Annotated in this window: 15 protein-coding genes; 10 read left to right on the top strand and 5 right to left on the bottom strand. The window is 37.3% G+C overall.

The genetic code is table 11. The annotated features are described in order from the left end of the window. Nucleotides 1-141 precede the first annotated feature (141 nt). The 4 genes from recF to dnaA form a co-directional block, all read right to left on the bottom strand. Nucleotides 142-1251: a DNA replication/repair protein RecF gene (gene recF, locus PLH43_RS05540; RefSeq protein ID WP_324360943.1), complete on the bottom strand. Its 1110-nt coding sequence runs from the start codon at nucleotides 1249-1251 to the stop codon at nucleotides 142-144. Nucleotides 1252-1268: 17 nt separating this feature from the next. Beyond that, entirely contained in the window at nucleotides 1269-1475 is a 207-nt protein-coding gene (gene yaaA, locus PLH43_RS05535) for a S4 domain-containing protein YaaA (protein ID WP_324360941.1), read from the bottom strand. Nucleotides 1476-1486: 11 nt separating this feature from the next. Beyond that, complete coding sequence (gene dnaN, locus PLH43_RS05530) at nucleotides 1487-2590, bottom strand: DNA polymerase III subunit beta (RefSeq protein WP_324360939.1); 1104 nt, start codon at nucleotides 2588-2590, stop codon at nucleotides 1487-1489. A 313-nt stretch (nucleotides 2591-2903) separates the two neighbouring features. After that, nucleotides 2904-4235 carry a chromosomal replication initiator protein DnaA gene (gene dnaA, locus PLH43_RS05525; RefSeq protein WP_324360937.1) on the bottom strand — a complete coding sequence of 444 codons (1332 nt, stop codon included), beginning with the start codon at nucleotides 4233-4235 and terminating at the stop codon, nucleotides 2904-2906. Between the two features lie 612 nt (nucleotides 4236-4847). On the opposite strand from dnaA, the gene rpmH reads away from it, so the two are divergent. The 10 genes from rpmH (at nucleotide 4848) to gyrA (ending at nucleotide 15044) form a co-directional block, all read left to right on the top strand. Next, on the top strand, nucleotides 4848-4982 hold the full coding sequence (gene rpmH / locus PLH43_RS05520; RefSeq protein ID WP_003513349.1) for a 50S ribosomal protein L34: 135 nt from the start codon (nucleotides 4848-4850) through the stop codon (nucleotides 4980-4982). Between the two features lie 56 nt (nucleotides 4983-5038). After that, complete coding sequence (gene rnpA / locus PLH43_RS05515) at nucleotides 5039-5404, top strand: ribonuclease P protein component (RefSeq protein ID WP_324360928.1); 366 nt, start codon at nucleotides 5039-5041, stop codon at nucleotides 5402-5404. Continuing rightward, complete coding sequence (gene yidD, locus PLH43_RS05510; RefSeq protein WP_324360926.1) at nucleotides 5386-5601, top strand: membrane protein insertion efficiency factor YidD; 216 nt, start codon at nucleotides 5386-5388, stop codon at nucleotides 5599-5601. The genes rnpA and yidD overlap by 19 nt, the downstream gene beginning before the upstream one ends. Before the next feature lie 20 nt (nucleotides 5602-5621). Continuing rightward, the gene (locus PLH43_RS05505) at nucleotides 5622-6497 is read left to right on the top strand and encodes a YidC/Oxa1 family membrane protein insertase (protein ID WP_324360924.1); all 876 of its coding nucleotides are present in this window, start codon (nucleotides 5622-5624) and stop codon (nucleotides 6495-6497) included. After that, nucleotides 6498-7118 (top strand): RNA-binding cell elongation regulator Jag/EloR, encoded by a 621-nt coding sequence (gene jag / locus PLH43_RS05500; protein ID WP_324360921.1) that lies wholly within the window; start codon nucleotides 6498-6500, stop codon nucleotides 7116-7118. It abuts the gene before it with no gap. 174 nt (nucleotides 7119-7292) lie between these two features. Next, a complete protein-coding gene (mnmE, locus tag PLH43_RS05495; protein WP_324360919.1) occupies nucleotides 7293-8672 on the top strand; it encodes a tRNA uridine-5-carboxymethylaminomethyl(34) synthesis GTPase MnmE in 1380 nt (459 codons plus the stop codon). A gap of 20 nt (nucleotides 8673-8692) precedes the next feature. Continuing rightward, nucleotides 8693-10585, top strand: a complete 1893-nt coding sequence (gene mnmG / locus PLH43_RS05490; RefSeq protein ID WP_324360917.1) for a tRNA uridine-5-carboxymethylaminomethyl(34) synthesis enzyme MnmG — start codon at nucleotides 8693-8695, stop codon at nucleotides 10583-10585. Between the two features lie 18 nt (nucleotides 10586-10603). Continuing rightward, nucleotides 10604-11326 (top strand): 16S rRNA (guanine(527)-N(7))-methyltransferase RsmG, encoded by a 723-nt coding sequence (rsmG, locus tag PLH43_RS05485; RefSeq protein WP_324360915.1) that lies wholly within the window; start codon nucleotides 10604-10606, stop codon nucleotides 11324-11326. A 173-nt stretch (nucleotides 11327-11499) separates the two neighbouring features. Then, nucleotides 11500-12336 (top strand): nucleoid occlusion protein, encoded by an 837-nt coding sequence (gene noc / locus PLH43_RS05480; RefSeq protein WP_324360913.1) that lies wholly within the window; start codon nucleotides 11500-11502, stop codon nucleotides 12334-12336. A gap of 224 nt (nucleotides 12337-12560) precedes the next feature. Continuing rightward, nucleotides 12561-15044, top strand: coding sequence for a DNA gyrase subunit A (gene gyrA / locus PLH43_RS05475; RefSeq protein WP_324360910.1), 2484 nt, complete (start codon nucleotides 12561-12563; stop codon nucleotides 15042-15044). A gap of 126 nt (nucleotides 15045-15170) precedes the next feature. On the opposite strand, the gene PLH43_RS05470 is transcribed toward gyrA, so the two are convergent. Continuing rightward, nucleotides 15171-18020, bottom strand: coding sequence for a glycoside hydrolase family 9 protein (locus PLH43_RS05470; RefSeq protein WP_324360971.1), 2850 nt, complete (start codon nucleotides 18018-18020; stop codon nucleotides 15171-15173). Between the last annotated feature and the right edge of the window lie 125 nt (nucleotides 18021-18145).

Here is an 18145-nt window from a genome sequence, read left to right as displayed (position 1 = left end):
CAATCAATAATTACTGCAAAATTTATATTATAGCTTAGCTGTCTGCTTTCTAATGCCCTAACTAATTTATTTTATCTTAAATTAAAACAAACTGCAATTTTTTTTCCTTAAAGCAACACTAAATCAATAATAATACATTTGTCAATAATATGCTCTTCCCGCTTCAACCCTTATATATAAATTATCTCCAAAATTTCTGTTCTCAAATAAATCTTTATCGGTGCACGTAATAAAAGTTTGAATGTTTTTTATATTTTCCAGCAAAAATTCTCTTCTTTTAAAATCCAGCTCTGACATTACATCATCAAGTAAAAGTACAGGGTTTTCATCGGTTTCACTTCTGATTATTTCTATTTCTGCGAGTTTTAAAGAAAGTACGGAAGTTCTCTGCTGCCCCTGGGATCCGAACATTTTTAAGCTTAAACCGTTTAACACCATTTCATAATCATCCCGGTGGGGACCAATTAATGTTACGCACCTTTTCAATTCAGATGCCCGGGTATTGCTAAGCTGCTTAATAAATTCATTCTTTAGCTCGGCCGGATCTGATAAATTATGTAAACCCACAGACGGTGAGTATTTAATCTCCATGCTTTCACTGCCATCCGTCAAGTTAAAATGAATCCTTTTGGCTATTTCACAAAGCCTATTTATAAATTCATTTCTTGCAATCATTATTCTAGAAGACAGCTCGGCTATTTTATAATCCCATACTTCAAGGGTGTCTAGAAGGCTTCGTCTAAATTGAATCTCTTTAAGTAATGCGTTCCTTTGCAAAAGAATTTTGTTATATTGCTGTAAATCGTAGAAGTAGGATGGCTTTAGCTGACACAAAGTTATGTCGATGAACCTTCTCCTTTGTGAAGGACCCTCTTTTATTATTAAAATATCCTCAGGGGAAAATATAACGGCTACCAAATTACCCATTAGGCTTCCGATTTTCTTTACAGGGACTTCATTTATTTTTACTATTTTTTTCTTTCCCCGCTCATATTCAATCCCTATATTCTTTCTGCCTTCAGTCTTTTCAAGCTCAAGTAAAATACTAAAACCCGTACCGTCAATGTTTACAAGCTCAGCATCTTTTGAGGTACGGTGTGAACGACCGGAAGCGCATAAAAATACAGCCTCAATTATATTTGTCTTCCCTTGGGCATTTTGGCCATAAATTATATTTAAGTCTTTGGAAAATTCTATTGTCTCATCTCTATAATTTCTAAAATTTTTAAGAGATATTTTATCAATGTACAATAAATAACCTCCAAACATTAAACTATTTGGAATTTTCTATTATTTATTTCAACAACATCTCCTGCTCTAAGTTTTCTTCCCCTTCTTAGTTCAACTTCATCGTTAACTTTTACCAAACCGGCCTGTATCAATGACTTTGCTTCAGAACCCATTGAAACTGTATTTGCCCATTTCAAAAACTGATCCAGTTTGATATACTCGGTATTAATTTTAACGTTTTCCATATATGCACCTTCTAGTCATTTTTTATTCTTACAGGAAGTATCATGTATGCAAAGCCTTCTCCTTCTAAGGGTCTTATCGTACACGGACCTATACTTGAATTAAAGTATATGTCAACAAACTCATCATCTATAGCTTTAAGTGCTTCAATAAAGTATCTGGGATTAAAGCCAACTTCCATATTGCTTCCGTTTACTTCAACTCTTACTTCTTCTCTGACTGCTCCTATTTCCGTATTTGAAGTAATGATTATTTTGTCGTCGCTGATGTTGAATTTTACAGGGTACTTCTTTTCATCCGATGTAATCAACGATGCCCTTTCAAGGCTCGACAAAAGATCTTCGGTTTTCAATCTTACGCTTGTTTCGTACTCTGTCGGTATAATACTTTTATAGTTTAAGTATTCACCTTCCAGCAATCTTGATACAACTTTGCAATTTCCGATTTCAAACAGTATTTGATTTTGTGAGCTATATATATTGATGTCTTCATCAACTGGTTGCAAAATTTTAACTATCTCGTTGAGGGTTTTTCCGGGTACAACAACGCTAAATTCCGAAAATCCTTCATTGTTGAAGTTTTTCCTTAAGGCCATTCTGAATCCGTCAATTGAAACTATAGCGATTTCATTTCCGATACACTCGATTAAGGAACCGGTAAGTATCGGTCTGTTTCCATCAGTGCTTACGGCAAACAGTGTCTGTCTTATCATATCCCTGACTGCTTTCTGACTTACCTTAATCATATTTTCTCTTTCAATTGAAGGTAATGAAGGAAAGCTGTCGGACGGCATACCTTTTAGTTCAAAGTGAGAGTTGTCGCATTCAATTATAACGGTATTGTTTTCTTTAACTTCAATCAATACCTCGGAGTCAGGCAGTCTCCTTACTATATCTCCAAACGTTTTGGAGTTTAATACTATGGATCCCTTTTCCATAATATCTGCATTTATAAGACACTCTATTCCCAATTCCATATCGTTTCCGGTCATTTTAAATTCGTCATAAGCTTCTATTAGTATTCCTTCGAGTATAGGTAAGGTTGCTTTTGTCGGTACTGCTTTTTGCACGATATTGATTCCTTCCATCAGATGCTCTTTGGAACAAATTATTTTCATATTGAAAAAGCCTCCTGCTCGTTTTTTTATATAAGGTAATAATTATAAAAACAGTAATAATAGTAATAAGTGTTGTTGATATTGTGTATAAGTAAGTCAAAGCAAGAAAAATAAATTGATTTACCCTGTTACTAAATTGTAGATATTTTGTATCCGGTAATCAACAGCTTTAACAATGATTCAACTTTAATTAAATTATACACAAGTTGACCACATGAAGTTGTCCCCATATCAACAATTTCTGTTGATATCTTCTAATTTAAAAAAAAATAAATGTGTAAAATTTTGAATGTATTTATGAAAGCTTCTCTAATTATTTTCCCAACAAGTTTCTCTTTATTTCACTTACAGCCCGCCTGGTTTCGGAATTGCTTTCTATTTCTTCACTTATCTTGTCGCACGCATGTATTACAGTAGTATGGTCTCTTCCTCCAAATTCTTCGCCGATTTTGGGAAGGGACATATCGGTAAGTTCTCTGCATAGATACATTGCAATTTGTCTTGGAAATGCAATGTCCCTTGTTCTTTTCTTTGATTTAAAGTCTTCCGGTCTTATGTCAAAGTATCTGGCCACTGCTTCTTGAATTGAAGTGCAGTTTAGGATTTTTGCTTTGTTTGCCGACAGTATGTCCTTTAATGCTTCGTTGGCCAGATCAACCGTAATTTCATTTTCTGTAAGGGATGAGTAAGCTATAACTCTGTTTAGAGCACCTTCAAGTTCTCTGATGTTTGATGCAATTTTGTCGGCGATAAATACAATCACATCGTTTGGAACATTGAGGTTCTCAAGTTGAGCCTTTTTTCTTAATATTGCTATTCTGGTTTCCAGATCCGGTGCCTGCATGTCCGCTATCAAGCCCCACTCAAACCTTGACCTTAGACGGTCTTCTAGGGAAATCTCCTTTGGAGGCTTGTCGCTGGACAGAATTATCTGTTTGTTTGCTTCGTAAAGAGCATTGAAGGTATGGAAAAATTCTTCTTCGGTTCTTTCTTTGCCGGCAATAAATTGTATGTCGTCTATGAGAAGTACATCTATATTTCTGTATTTGGATCTAAATTCCTCATTTCTGTTGTCCTTGATAGCGTTAATAAGTTCATTGGTAAATTTTTCGGATGAAACATACAAAACCCTTTGGGAAGAATTTTGCTCCAATATGTAATGTCCGATGGCGTGCATTAAGTGAGTCTTTCCAAGTCCCACTCCGCCGTATATGAATAAAGGATTGTATGCTTTTCCCGGCGCTTCGGCCACGGCCAGTGCGGCTGCGTGTGCAAATCTGTTGCTGTTGCCTATGACAAAAGTGTCAAAGGTATATTTAGGATTTAATATCGATAAAGTAGAATCCTCGTTGCTTACGCTTTCAGTTTGCTTTGGCAGCTTGTTTAAGCTTTCCTGTGAAGGTACGATAAATGCAATTTCATATTCTTTAAAAGTAACCTGTTTGATAGCATTCTTTATAAGAGTCTGATACCTTGACTCAAGAATTCCCTTGTTGAAATCAGCAGGAACAGCCAAGTTTATGGTATTGGCTGTCAAAGACAAGGGATCGATAGTCTTGATCCAGGTATTGAAACTAATCTCCGTAAGTTCGTTTTTAAGCAACCCTAAAGTTTTTTGCCATATTTCATTTAACTGGGTATTCATAAACTCCTCCAAAACCATTAAAAGAATAAAAATAATGTAATTTTTAAATTTAATGCCGCTTGTCTTAAGTTTGTAAGACAATTTGTCATTGGTTTAATTAATTGGGTAATAAACAAAAACATATTGATTTAAAACTTCTGCATATACAAAATCATTGACAAAATAAAGGCATCTTAAGCATTTAATTGAAATAATTTTGTATAAGTCATTGAAAAAAACATATAATAATAGTGGTAAAAAATATAATTTTTAATAAAGCAAATTAAAAAAGTTTTTACTCAGGTTGCCAACAGAGTTATTAACAATTTATGTTGATAAGTTGTGAGTTATCAACAGGTATTTAATATATTATCAGACTTTGGGGCAATATTCAACAAGAAAACGAAAAGATATCCACAAAAAAATAAAATTAATTTATAATTATCCACAAAAATAGTTTCTTGACATTGATAATTGATTTAATATATAATTGATAAGGTATTTTTATTAAACTACAATTACAATAGGGTATTTTTCGTTATAGTTGCTGTTTTGAATCTTGAATTACGTATAAAAATGATTGGGTAGAGGGGTTCAGATAGCAATTTTAAGAAAGGATTGGGGGTGTTTGTTGTGTTAAGGACATATCAACCTAAGAAAAGACAAAGAAAAAAGGAACATGGATTCAGAAAGAGAATGAAAACTGCAAATGGCAGAAAAGTTTTAAGAAGGCGCAGATTGAAAGGAAGAAAAGTTCTTTCAGCGTAAGACCGCATAAATGTGGTCTTTTTATTTAAATTGTGAAAGAAGATTAGGGAGAATCGATGAAAAATACTGTTCCACTAAAGAAAAACTCCGAATTTCTAAGGCTGTATAAAAAGGGAAAGTTTTATGCAGGAAAAAACATCGTACTATATGTTATGAAAAATGGTCTTGATATTAAAAGATTGGGTATAACTGTAGGCAAAAAATTCGGTAAAAGCGTTAAAAGGAACAGAATGAAAAGGCTTATTAGAGAAAACTACAAATACTATGAAGAATTTATAAAAAACGGGTATGACTTGGTTTTTGTAGCAAGAACGAGAGAGCAAATGCCTGATTTCGCAGATATTAAAAGAGAAATGAAGTTCTTGCTTAAAAAGCTTGATGTATTCGAACAGGAGAAATGGTGTTGTTTAGAAAATGGGTAATATGTATAATTAAGTTGTACCAAAGATGGATTTCTCCTCTGAAAGCCGTACCTAGTTGCAGATTTTATCCTACTTGCTCACAGTATGCAATTGATGCTATCAGCAAGTATGGTATAATTAAAGGAGGGTTTATGGCTGTAAAGAGGATATTGAAATGTCATCCCTTTCATCCTGGAGGGTATGATCCGGTTAAATAACAAAAGGGGAAAAAAGGAAAATGGGAGTAATTTCGCGGGCATTAGGACAAATATTGGTTTTTATTTATGAGAATTTGGCTTTTGAGAGTTATGGGTTGGCAATTATTTTGTTTACAATATTTGTTAAATTATTATTGTTACCTTTGACTATAAAGCAGTACAAATCGTCTATGAAGATGCAGGAAATACAGCCTTTGATAAGAGAGATTCAGAGAAAATACAAGAATGATCCTCAAATGCAGAATCAGGAACTGCTTAAGGTTTACCAAGAGCATAATTTTAGCCCTACTAGCGGTTGTTTACCTGCTCTTATTCAGTTACCTATAATGGTGTCATTGTATTACGTTATTAGAGAACCTTTAACTTATATGTTCAATATGACCAAAGACCAGATAGAGGCTTTGGTAAATGAGTTGAATCAGGCTGCTAATGGTTTGTCTCAAATAAATATGAAGAGTATATACTATCAAATAGAAGCCGCATTAAGAAGCGGGAAGCTCGATGTGGTTGAAAATATCGGTTTTATAAAATTTGATTTGGGTAAGATACCGAAATTGAATTTTACTGAAGATGTGGCAACATATCTGCCTTTGTTGTTGATACCTATACTTGCGGTTCTTGCAACTTATTTTTCAAGTAAGTTGATGATGATGAGGACTCAGAGCGTAAAGGATTCAGCAAATTCGAAAAATTCAAAAAATCAAAAACAAGATGATATGTCGGCTTCAATGAACAAGAGCATGATGTGGATTGCTCCGATAATGACGGGTATTATTTCTTTCCAGGCTCCTGCGGCATTGGGGTTGTATTGGTTGACGAGTAATGTTTTTCAGATAATTCAAGAGTTCATAATAAATAAATTTATTATGAAAAAGAAGGAGGACACGAATAGTTAAATGCCACAGTTTGTAGAAAAGTCCGCTAAGACGGTTAAGGAAGCAATAGATCTGGCTCTTGCAGAGTTGAATACGACTGAGGATCAAGTAGAGGTAGAAGTCTTGGAGGAAGGAACCAAAGGGATATTCGGACTGATAGGAAGTAAGCTGGCAAGGGTAAAGGTCACTTTGAAGGAGACAAGTGGAGACAAGGCAAAAAAATTCTTACTGGATGTATTCAGTAAAATGAACGTACATGCAGATGTTTTGGTTGAAGAAACAGAAGATACTGTTTTCCTTAGAATACAAGGTGACGATATCGGAATAATAATCGGAAGAAGAGGAGAAACATTAGACGCACTGCAGTATTTGACCAGCCTCGTTGTTAATAAGAGCAAGGAAGGTTATAAAAGACTTGTTATAGACATTGAAAACTATAGGCAAAAAAGAGAGGAAACCCTGATAAAGCTTGCCAACCGATTGGCAGACAGGGTAATTAAATACAAGAAGAATATTACTCTTGAACCGATGAATCCGTACGAAAGAAGAGTCATACATTCATGTTTGCAAAATCATAAATATGTGGAAACGTATAGTGTAGGTGAGGAGCCCAACAGAAAAGTTATAATAGCTTTAAAATAGTAAAAACGGATAAAAAATCTAAAAGAATAAATGTTGTATGTAAAATGCTTTGGAATTCTTGAATGGTTCAAGATAAATTTTTCTTGAACCATTTTTGCAGTTTATCTTTGTTATTTAGCTGTTTTTAAAGTTTGGATATAATAAAAGTACTGTCTATAATTTGGAGGAAGCCTAATGTACAAGGAAGATACAATAGCTGCGATATCCACTTCCCACGGTACGGGAGGTGTGGGAATTATCAGAATAAGCGGAGATAGAGCTTTTGAAATAGCGGAAAAAATATTTCGAGGTAATAAGGATTTTAATCTTATTCGTTCCCATACCATTAACTATGGTAAAATTGTAAATCCCGAAAATGGCGCTGTGCTTGATGAAGTTCTTCTTTCAAAGATGGAAAAGCCAAAAACCTTTACAAGGGAAGACGTGGTGGAAATAAACTGTCATGGCGGAATGGTGGTATTAAAAAACATACTGGAGCTATGCATAAAACAGGGAGCAAGGCTTGCTGAGCCCGGGGAATTTACAAAAAGGGCATTTCTAAACGGTAGAATAGATCTTTCTCAGGCAGAGGCAGTAATTGACCTTATAAACTCAAAGACCAACGAGAGTTCCAAAGCGGCAATAAACCAGTTGGAAGGGAAATTGTCCCAAAAGATAAAAGATACAAGAAAAAAGCTTATTGAGCTTTTAGCTCATATCGAAGTTACGGTTGATTATCCCGAGCATGATATTGAAGAGATAACAGGCCAGATGATATATAAAGAGATAGGAGTTATAAAGGAAAAGCTTTGCGATATAATCAAGGGTTTTGAAAAAGGAAGAATTATCAGGGAAGGAATTGAAGCAGTAATAATCGGAAAACCCAATGTGGGAAAATCGTCGCTTTTAAATGAGCTTTCGGGAAAATCAAAGGCCATAGTTACCGATATACCAGGAACCACCAGGGACATAATAGAGGAGTATATTAATATAAACGGTATACCTCTAAGGATAATAGATACTGCGGGTATAAGAGAGACGGAAGATGTTGTTGAGAAAATAGGGGTTGAAAAGACTCATAAAGCAATTGACGAGGCTGACCTTGTCATAATGATGATTGATGCAAAAAGAGGGATTGATGAGGAAGACAATAAAATATTAACTTTACTTGGGGATAAAAAGTTGATTATTTTGATAAATAAAATAGATCTTGTGGATGAAAATCAAATTAAAAGAATTGAAACTCTCCTTGAGGGAAAAAAATATATTAAAACTTCAATAAAGGAAGGTACGGGAATAAGCGAGCTGGAAAATACAATAACAGAGTTGTTTGTCCAAGGAGAGGTAAACATAAATGAAGAGATTTTACTTACCAACATAAGACATAAAAACCTTATTGACAGTGCAGTGTCAAGTATCAAGAAGGCAATGGATGCTATAGAAAATTCAATGACTTTGGACCTTGTCAGTATTGATATTACCGATGCTGCCGATTACCTTGGCCAGATAACGGGAGAATCGGTAAGCGATGATGTGATGCACGAGATTTTCAGCAGATTTTGCTTGGGAAAATAAAAAATTGGAAGGGATAGAATATGGGATTTGTAGCGGGAGAATATGATGTTGCTGTTGTCGGAGCAGGACATGCCGGTTGTGAGGCGGCTCTTGCCTGCGCGAGACTGGGCGTTAAAACTGTTGTATTTGCCATAAATTTGGACAGCATTGCCAATATGCCATGCAATCCGAACATAGGGGGTACTGCAAAAGGGCACCTTGTGAGGGAAATAGACGCTTTGGGCGGTGAAATGGGAAAAAACACCGACAAGACTTTTATACAGTCTAAAATATTAAACTCAGCAAAGGGACCTGCGGTTTTTTCATTGAGGGCTCAAGTGGACAGAAGAAGTTATCAAATTGAGATGAAAAACACCCTTGAAAAGCAGGAAAACCTGGATGTAAAGCAGGCAGAAATAGTTGAAATTTTATATGAAGAAATAGAAGGAAAAAAAGCGGTAACAGGGGTAAAAACCCATACGGGGACTATATATAAAAGCAAAGTTGTAATTCTTGCAACAGGAACATATCTAAAAGGCAAGATAATTATCGGTGATGTGAGCTACAGCGGAGGACCGGACGGTTTGTTTCCGGCCAACAAGCTTTCGGAGAGCCTAAAAGAAATGGGAATTGAACTAATGAGGTTTAAAACCGGCACACCTGCCAGGGTAAATAGAAGAAGCATTGATTTTTCAAAGATGGAGGAACAGCCGGGAGACGAAAGAATTGTACCTTTTTCCTTTGAAAACGACGAGATAAAAAAGGAGCAGGTATCCTGTTATCTTACATATACCACCGGCGAAACCCACAGAATAATCAGGGAGAATCTCCACCGTTCCGCCCTTTTTGGAGGATTGATAGAAGGAATAGGTCCTAGATATTGTCCTTCCATAGAGGATAAGATTGTAAGGTTTAAAGAAAAAGAAAGTCATCAAGTTTTTGTAGAGCCTATGGGGCTTAACACTCAGGAAATGTACTTGCAGGGCATGTCCACAAGCCTTCCTGAAGATGTGCAAATTGAGATGATGAGATCTGTTCCGGGGCTTGAGAATGTTTCGGTAATGAGAAGTGCCTATGCCATAGAATATGACTGTATAAATCCTACCCAACTAAAGCTTTCCCTGGAGCTTCGAGATGTGGAAGGACTTTTTACGGCGGGGCAGATAAACGGAACTTCGGGATATGAAGAAGCTGCAGCCCAAGGTATTATTGCCGGTATAAATGCAGCAAGAAAGATAAAGGGATTGGAGCCTTTGATTTTAGACCGTTCCCAGGCATATATAGGAGTTTTGATAGATGATATTGTTACAAAGGGTACAAACGAGCCTTATAGGATGATGACCTCGAGGGCTGAGTACAGACTTCTTTTAAGACAGGACAATGCAGACTTGAGGCTTACTCCCATAGGATATGAGGTTGGACTTATATCCGAGGAGAGGTATAGAAAGTTTGAAGAGAAGAGAAGGCTTATAGAAGAAGAAATCGAAAGAGTAAAAAAGACTAATATTGCTCCAACAGAGAAAGTAATCAACTTCCTTAAAAAGTACAACAGCACTCCTATAAAAAGCGGTGTCAAGCTTGCAGACCTTTTAAGACGTCCGGAGCTGGATTATGAAGCTTTAGGAGAAATAGACGAAAACAGGCCAAATTTAAGTTTTGCAGTAAAAGAGCAGGTATCAATATCAGTAAAATATGAAGGCTATATTAAAAGGCAAATGCAGCAGGTTGAGCAGTTTAAAAAGCTTGAAGAAAAGAAGCTTGACAAGGATATAGACTATGATGAGATAAAAGGACTTAGACTTGAAGCAAGGCAGAAGTTAAACAAGATTAAGCCTGAATCGGTGGGACAGGCATCGAGAATTTCGGGAGTGTCTCCTGCCGATATTTCGGTACTTCTTGTATATCTTGAGCAAAAAAGAAGGCAAAGACCATAAAATAGGAGAGTTTTTAATATGGAAGAAAGCAAATTGCGCGAACTTTTAATCGAAGGTGCATCCAGATTTGGTGTTAACCTGGATGATGGGCAGGTTGATAAGTTTTTTACATACATGGATGTGCTCAAAGAATGGAATGAAAAAATGAATCTCACAGCCATAGAAGAAGACAAAGACATAATATTAAAGCATTTTATTGATTCTGTCAGCATATGCCCAATTATAAAAAACAGAGAATCAACATTGATTGATGTCGGTACAGGAGCGGGATTTCCCGGCATACCTGTAAAAATTGCTTTTCCTGGGCTTAAGGTAAAGCTTTTAGACTCTCTTGAAAAAAGAACCAAGTTTTTAAATGAAGTTATAGAAAAGCTAAATCTTAAAGATATATCCACCGTACACGCTAGAGCCGAAGACAAGGGTGTGGATGGGGATTTTAGAGAAAAGTATGATATATCCGTTGCAAGGGCGGTGGCAAATTTACCTGTTTTATTGGAGTACTGTCTTCCCTTTGTCAAGGTTGGAGGATATTTTATTGCGATGAAGGGAAGCAATACGGAGGAAATTGAAAACTCTAAAAAGGCATTGGACATACTTGGGGGAAAAATTGAGGATGTTTTGGAGTTTAATCTTCCTTTTAGCGATATTAAAAGAAATGTCGTTGTCATAAAAAAGTTTAGACAAACTCCGACAAAATATCCGAGAAAGTCGGGTAAACCATCAAAAGTTCCATTGATATAAGTCTCAAAATGCAGTAATATAGCGCATTTGGGCGAACGATTCTTCTTCGGAAAAAAAGGAATTGAAAAAGAACGGGCGAATATCTCCTTTATAAATTAATTAACTTTTAATGGTAACAAATTTAAGTTTAACCAAGGATAAAATCAAAATTAATTTACAAAGGATGGTGCCCTATGTTGGAAAACAGATTGCAAGTTGCAAGAGCAAAGAAGGAAGAAGAACAAAAAAACATTATTTATGTGAATATTGAAAACATAAGACCAAATCCCTATCAACCCAGAAAGCAATTCAACAAATTGGCTTTGGAAGAATTATGCGAGTCGGTTAAGCAGTATGGAGTTCTTCAACCCATCAATGTAAGGAAAATATCGGCCAATATGTACGAGCTTGTAGCAGGGGAAAGAAGGCTTAGAGCTGCCACTATGGCAGGGCTTACCACCATACCCTGTATTGTTGTGGATGTAAACGACAACGATTCTGCTGTTTTAGCCCTTATTGAAAACTTACAGAGAGAAGACTTAAGTTATATGGAAGAGGCTGAAGGATATAGCAATCTAATAAATGAGCACGGCTTTACCCAGGAGGAACTTGCCAGCAAAATAGGGAAAAGCCAATCGACTATAGCAAATAAAATACGTCTTTTAAAGCTTCCTCCCCTTGTGAAAAAAATATTGGCGGACAATAATCTTACCGAAAGACACGCAAGGGCTCTCTTAAAGCTTCATGACGAACAGCTTCAATTAAAGGTTTTAAAGAAGGTATGCGAAAAAGGCCTTAATGTAAAAAAGACCGAAGAGCTCGTAGAAAAAGCAATAGAGAAATATACGATGCAGAAGGAAAATGAGAAAAAAGGCGGCGTAAAATTTACAAAGGCAATTAAAGATATACGGATATTTATAAACACCATAAAACAGGCAATAATCCTTATGAAAAAATCCGGAGTGGACGTGAAAGCAGCTCAATTTGACAGGGGAAGCTATGTTGAGTTTGTTATAAGAATTCCAAAATAGGATTGATATAAAAATAGTATTATTTGACAAAAAGCAGGGAATGATTAATATCATACCTGTTTTTTTTGCCATTTTACACTTCGAAACTGTTGAAATTGTGAAAAAAGTGGACAGTTTTTTAAAACTTTATTAAAATAATATATGTTATGGACATAATTCTTTATTACAAGTTGGCTTTGATTAATATTATTTCATTTTTTAATATAGGAGAGAGGTAAACTTTCATGTCGGATACGAAGGATATAAAAGAGCAAAGGATAATACCTGTTAATATTGAGGCGGAGATGAAAAAGTCGTTTATAGATTATGCCATGAGCGTAATCGTCGACCGTGCTTTGCCTGATGTAAGGGATGGCCTCAAGCCCGTTCACCGAAGAATACTTTATGCCATGTATGGTTTGGGATTTACGCCGGACAAGGCATACAGAAAATGTGCCACTACCGTCGGTGAAGTTTTGGGTAAATATCATCCCCATGGAGACGCCGCAGTTTATGACAGCTTGGTGCGTATGGCTCAAAGCTTCTCTTTGAGGTATATGCAGATTGACGGACACGGAAACTTTGGTTCCATTGACGGAGACCCTCCGGCCGCCATGAGGTATACCGAAGCAAAGCTGTCCAAGATTTCCATGGAAATGTTGAGGGATATCAACAAGGACACTGTAGACTTTAAGCCCAATTTTGACGAGCATCACATTGAGCCGGTGGTACTGCCTTCAAGGTTTCCGAATCTTTTGGTAAACGGTTCTTCAGGTATTGCTGTAGGTATGGCTACAAATATTCCTCCTCATAACCTGGTTGAAGTTATTGACGGAGTTATTAAAGTAATAGACAATCCGGAAGTGACTCTAGAAGAGCTTATGAAGATAATCAAGGGCCCTGATTTCCCTACAGCCGGTGTTATAGTCGGAAAACAGGGTATTAAAGATGCATATGCCACGGGAAGAGGAAAAATTATTGTAAGGGCTGTTACCACAATTGAGCCGATGCCGGGCAACAAGCAGCGTATAATTGTGACAGAGCTTCCGTATCAGGTCAATAAAGCAAGATTAATTGAAAGAATAGCAGAATTGGTTAAGGAAAAGAGAATAGACAGTATTGCGGATTTAAGAGATGAGTCCGACAAGGACGGAATGAGAATTGTTATTGAACTTAAAAAAGATGCAAATGCAAATATTGTCTTAAATCAGCTTTACAAAAATACCCAGATGCAGGATGCATTTAATGTAAATATGGTAGCTCTTGTTCCCAATGAAGAGAAAAAGTTTGAGCCAAGGATTATTAATCTGAGACAGGCCATAGATCATTATATCAATCACCAGGTAGATGTAATAGTAAGAAGGACAAAATTTGATCTTGACAAAGCCGAAGCAAGAGCTCATATATTGGAAGGATTGAAAATTGCAATAGACAACCTCAACGAGGTAATAAACATCATCCGGTCTTCAAAAAATGAATCTGCTGCCAAAGAAGCATTGATAGAAAGATTCGGATTTACCGAAAAGCAGGCACAGGCAATTGTAGATATGAGACTGGGTAGACTTACAGCTTTGGAAAGAGAAAAGATTGACAATGAATATAAAGAGCTTTTGGAAAAAATTAAATATTACAAGGATGTTCTTGCAAATGAATTTATGGTGCTAAATATCATTAAAGAAGAGCTTGAAGAAATAAAGCAAAAATACGGGGATGAAAGAAGGACAAAAATTATTCCCGATGAAAGCGAAATAGAAATTGAAGACCTTATCGAAGATGAAGAAAATGTTGTAACCCTTACTCATTTCGGGTATGTAAAGAGACTTCCGACCAACACCTATAAGAGCCAAAAAAGAGGCGGTAAAGGGATAATTGGACTCAGTACCCGGGAAGAAGACTTTGTTGAACAATTGTTTATAACTTCAACTCACGACTATATACTGTTCTTTACAAATAAGGGTAAAGTTTACAGATTAAAAACCTATGAGATACCGGAAGCCGGACGACAGGCAAAAGGAACGGCAATTGTAAACCTTTTGCAGCTTGACCAGAATGAAAAGGTTACTACAGTAATACCTATATCTGAGTACAAAGAAGGCTTGTATCTGTTTATGGCAACCAAACACGGTATAGTGAAGAAAACGGACTTGATGGAGTATGACAATATTAGAAAAGGCGGACTTACAGCAGTTTCCCTGAGGGAAAATGACGAGCTTATTGATGTAAGGCTTACAGACGGCACAAAAAATATTCTGCTGGTAACCAGAAACGGAATGTCCATAAGATTCAATGAAAAAGATGTAAGACCGTTGGGAAGGGCAGCTCAGGGAGTAAAAGGTATTTCGCTTGATGAAGATGATGAAGTAGTGGGCATGAGCGCGGATATTGAAAATGCCAGCGTACTTGTGGTGACCGAAAGAGGCTTTGGAAAGAGGACGGAGCTTGACGAATACAAGGTTCAGATTAGAGGCGGGAAAGGTATTCTTACGTACAGGGTTACTGAGAAAACCGGAAAGCTTGCCGGCATGAAGCTTGTATCCGAAGATGACGATGTAATGATGATAAGCTCCGACGGAAGCATAATAAGGATAAAAGCAAAAGATATAAGTATTTTGGGAAGGGCAACCCAGGGAGTGACTCTCATGAGAATGGATGAAGGTGTCACTGTTGTCAGCATTGCAAGGATTGTAAATGAGGATGACGAAGAAAAAGATGACGAAGAAAATAATTAAGTTGCCTACACTTCCTATTAAAATCATTAGCATCTATATTTGATTCAAATGAAGTGCTTCACTTTTTTCTAAAATAAAAAAGAGCCGGAAAGAATTTACTTTCCGGCCCTATTGTTTTGTTGGAGTTTATTGTTGCTTTAAAGGCAATTCTTTTATTGATTTTAAAATGTATCTTTTCAATATGCTATAGTCGGTAGAAGTTATTTTTCCATCCAGATTCAAGTCTGCATTTTCATCGGGAACTACAAACTTGTCGATTTCCCTTACAACTCTTTTTTTCATGAGAGACAAATCGGTAGAATTTACTTTTCCGTCTCCATTTAAGTCTCCATACATAATTTCAATATCCTCCTCTTCATCTACCGGTGGGACACCGTATACCAAAACGGAATTTACATATGCCGTAATATTCGGATTTGCGGTGAATTCTTTTACATTGGCAACGTAGGAATAATCGTTGGACTGGTCATAAGCTTCAAATCCGCCTTTTACGATTCTGAATTGGATTTCACCGGTATCGGAACCCGGTCCTAAAATACCTGCATCGCTGCTAAATCCAATCTCAACATAACTATCAGCGTTTTCCACCGGGTTTTCAACATCAACAAATTTAGCCGTAATCATCTCTTCGGTCAAGTGAGCATAGTCACATATGAATTCTTGACTTGAAGCCGAATCCTTGGTATACCAGTAACGAACCTTTACATCGGAAAGATTGACCGGCTTGTTTCCTGTATTTTTAACTTTGATGGAACCTTTGATGTCCTTTGTAGTATCTTTGGCATCTCCGGATTTATATAAAATTTCCAGAGAAGGCTTTTGCGATGGTGTTGGTGAAGCGCCTGGTCCATCTGTCGGCGTTGGTGATGGCGAGATTTGAGGGGGCTCATTTCCAAACACTTTTACACCGTCCAAGTACAAAGGAATTCTTTCAGTTCTAATATATTCTTTGCCCAAGCCTTCTCTACTGTAATCATTTTCCGGATTCCAGTTGCTTTTGTAGTTGGAATCCTGCTTGGATATAAGCGCAAATTGGAGTTCACGGGTACCGTAGATGATACGCCCTGTCCAGTCAAATTCCACATAATAAGTACCGCCGTCATCATACTTTATTGGGCCTCTCATGGTTGCAGGACCATCATAGCTTGCCTTGTTTTCGTCGTAATAAACCTCTATAGTCATATCTTCAATGGACTGGCCTGCATCCAAAAGTTCTGAAATGTTGAAGAAATAGCGTGCCATCATACCGGTCTCAAATCGTGGCGGCTGACAGGTATCGTTGTAAATTTTAATGGTTACCTGGGTTCTTTCTTTATTCTCCTGTTCAACCTTTGCTTCGAGATAGTATTCTTGCACAGGGTCTTCTCTTGGAGGGAAGTTTGGAACAGGCTTATGGCCCAATTCTTCACCGTAATAGTAAAATAATCCGGCACAAGCGCCTACGAAGGCAGCATTGTAGTCTACAGCAACTTCGTTGTACACATAATCAGGGGTTTCATCCACATGATAGTCATCAAGGTCAGGACCTCCTACCAATGCTCCCCACAGTGTATGACGATGCTCCTCGGGGTCTAACATGCTTAACGTCTTAGAACCGTGAGCTGCACGATGGTGAGGATGTTTTGCACTGTTTTCGGAATAACCTACAATATAGCTTCTGTTCATTGGGTTGTTACCCATAATATACTCCATCTGGCCTTTTGCCCAATCGGCAAAGTCAGTTCTGCCGGTATACTTTCTGTATACAAGAGCACAAAGCTGGGCAGCTGTATTATACCTTGCAGATCCGTAAGCGTTTACAACGCTATATCCAGCCGGACTCTTAGCAAGGAAGGTTGTATCATTCGGATTTTCATGGGGAATTCCGGACCAGTATTCCAGATTCCAGCGGAAAATATACCAGTCTCTTTCTGTATTTGTTATTGGAGCAAGCTTTGCAAATACTCCGCCCCATACAGTGTCCCAACAGTGAACCCATATGTTTTGCCATGAGTTGGTAGTGTCTCTAATAATTCTTTGCATGTAACCGGTGTAAAATCCTTCGCTGTCAACTGAAACAATATCATCTATGTATTGCATATCTCCGGTTGCAATGTTGAGCCAAACAGCAGCCCACGCCAATTCGTCATGGTCATAGGAAGAACCGTAGAATCCTCCGGATTCGCCAAGTCCTCTGTATTTCTTTGCAAACTCGTAAAGGGCAATGGCTGTATCAAGACATCTTTGAGCATATTCAGGGTCTTCATCTTTGAAATTGAGATAATTTATTGCCAAGGATGCTGATGCACCTGCACATTGGTCACTTGCAGGAGTTTCAGGTGTAGCAAAATAAGCGGGTCTTGCAAACAAATCAAGAACCTTTGAGTCTTGAAGCTCTGGAGGATTCCAGAAGTTGTGGTCAATATTACCTTCTCCCACCTGATAGCAATAAGCAATTACATTTCCGTCTTCATCCAAGAATGTAGCCTTAAGATAGAAATCGTTAAACCATCTCAAAATATCTTTTGCGTGGTCGTCTACACCAACCTTTTCATAAGCTTCTCTGAATTCATAGAAACCCCAACCTACGGTTGATGCTGCGTATGAACCCGGAAGTCCAAACTTTACATGGTCTCCGGCGTCGTGCATTCCGCCGCTTAGGTCTACGGTACCGTCTCCATCCGGGTCAAATATATGTCTGTATTTATCGATATACTCCTGCGACATATTGGTACCGAAACAATCTTCTGTCATTGGAATCAGAGGAACTTCCTTGTCTTCTACGTGACAGTCTCCTCTCCATTCAAGCCTGCCTCCTGTTATTCCCTCACCGCATTTGTTGGCATCGTAGAAATAAAGAGACAACTGCAATGCCTTCGCAAAATTGATTTCCGTTTCGGCGGATACATATGAAGGTACTGCAATAATCGAACTTACCATACAGATTATCAAAAGAATAACCTGCATCTTTTTAGCTTTTGAAAAGCTTGTTTTCATACTCAATTTTCACTCTCCCCCTTAAAATTTTATATAATTTGTTGTAAAGCTTTACGGATGATGCCTTATGCCACCTCCCTAATATTTCTTCATTTTTCTCTCGTTTTCTCACTCAATCATAGAAT

This window comes from Acetivibrio sp. (assembly GCF_035371925.1).
Lineage (GTDB): Bacteria > Bacillota > Clostridia > Acetivibrionales > Acetivibrionaceae > Hungateiclostridium.
The sequence above is the reverse complement of the archived record's forward strand: the minus strand, read 5'-3'. Positions and strand labels throughout refer to the sequence as shown.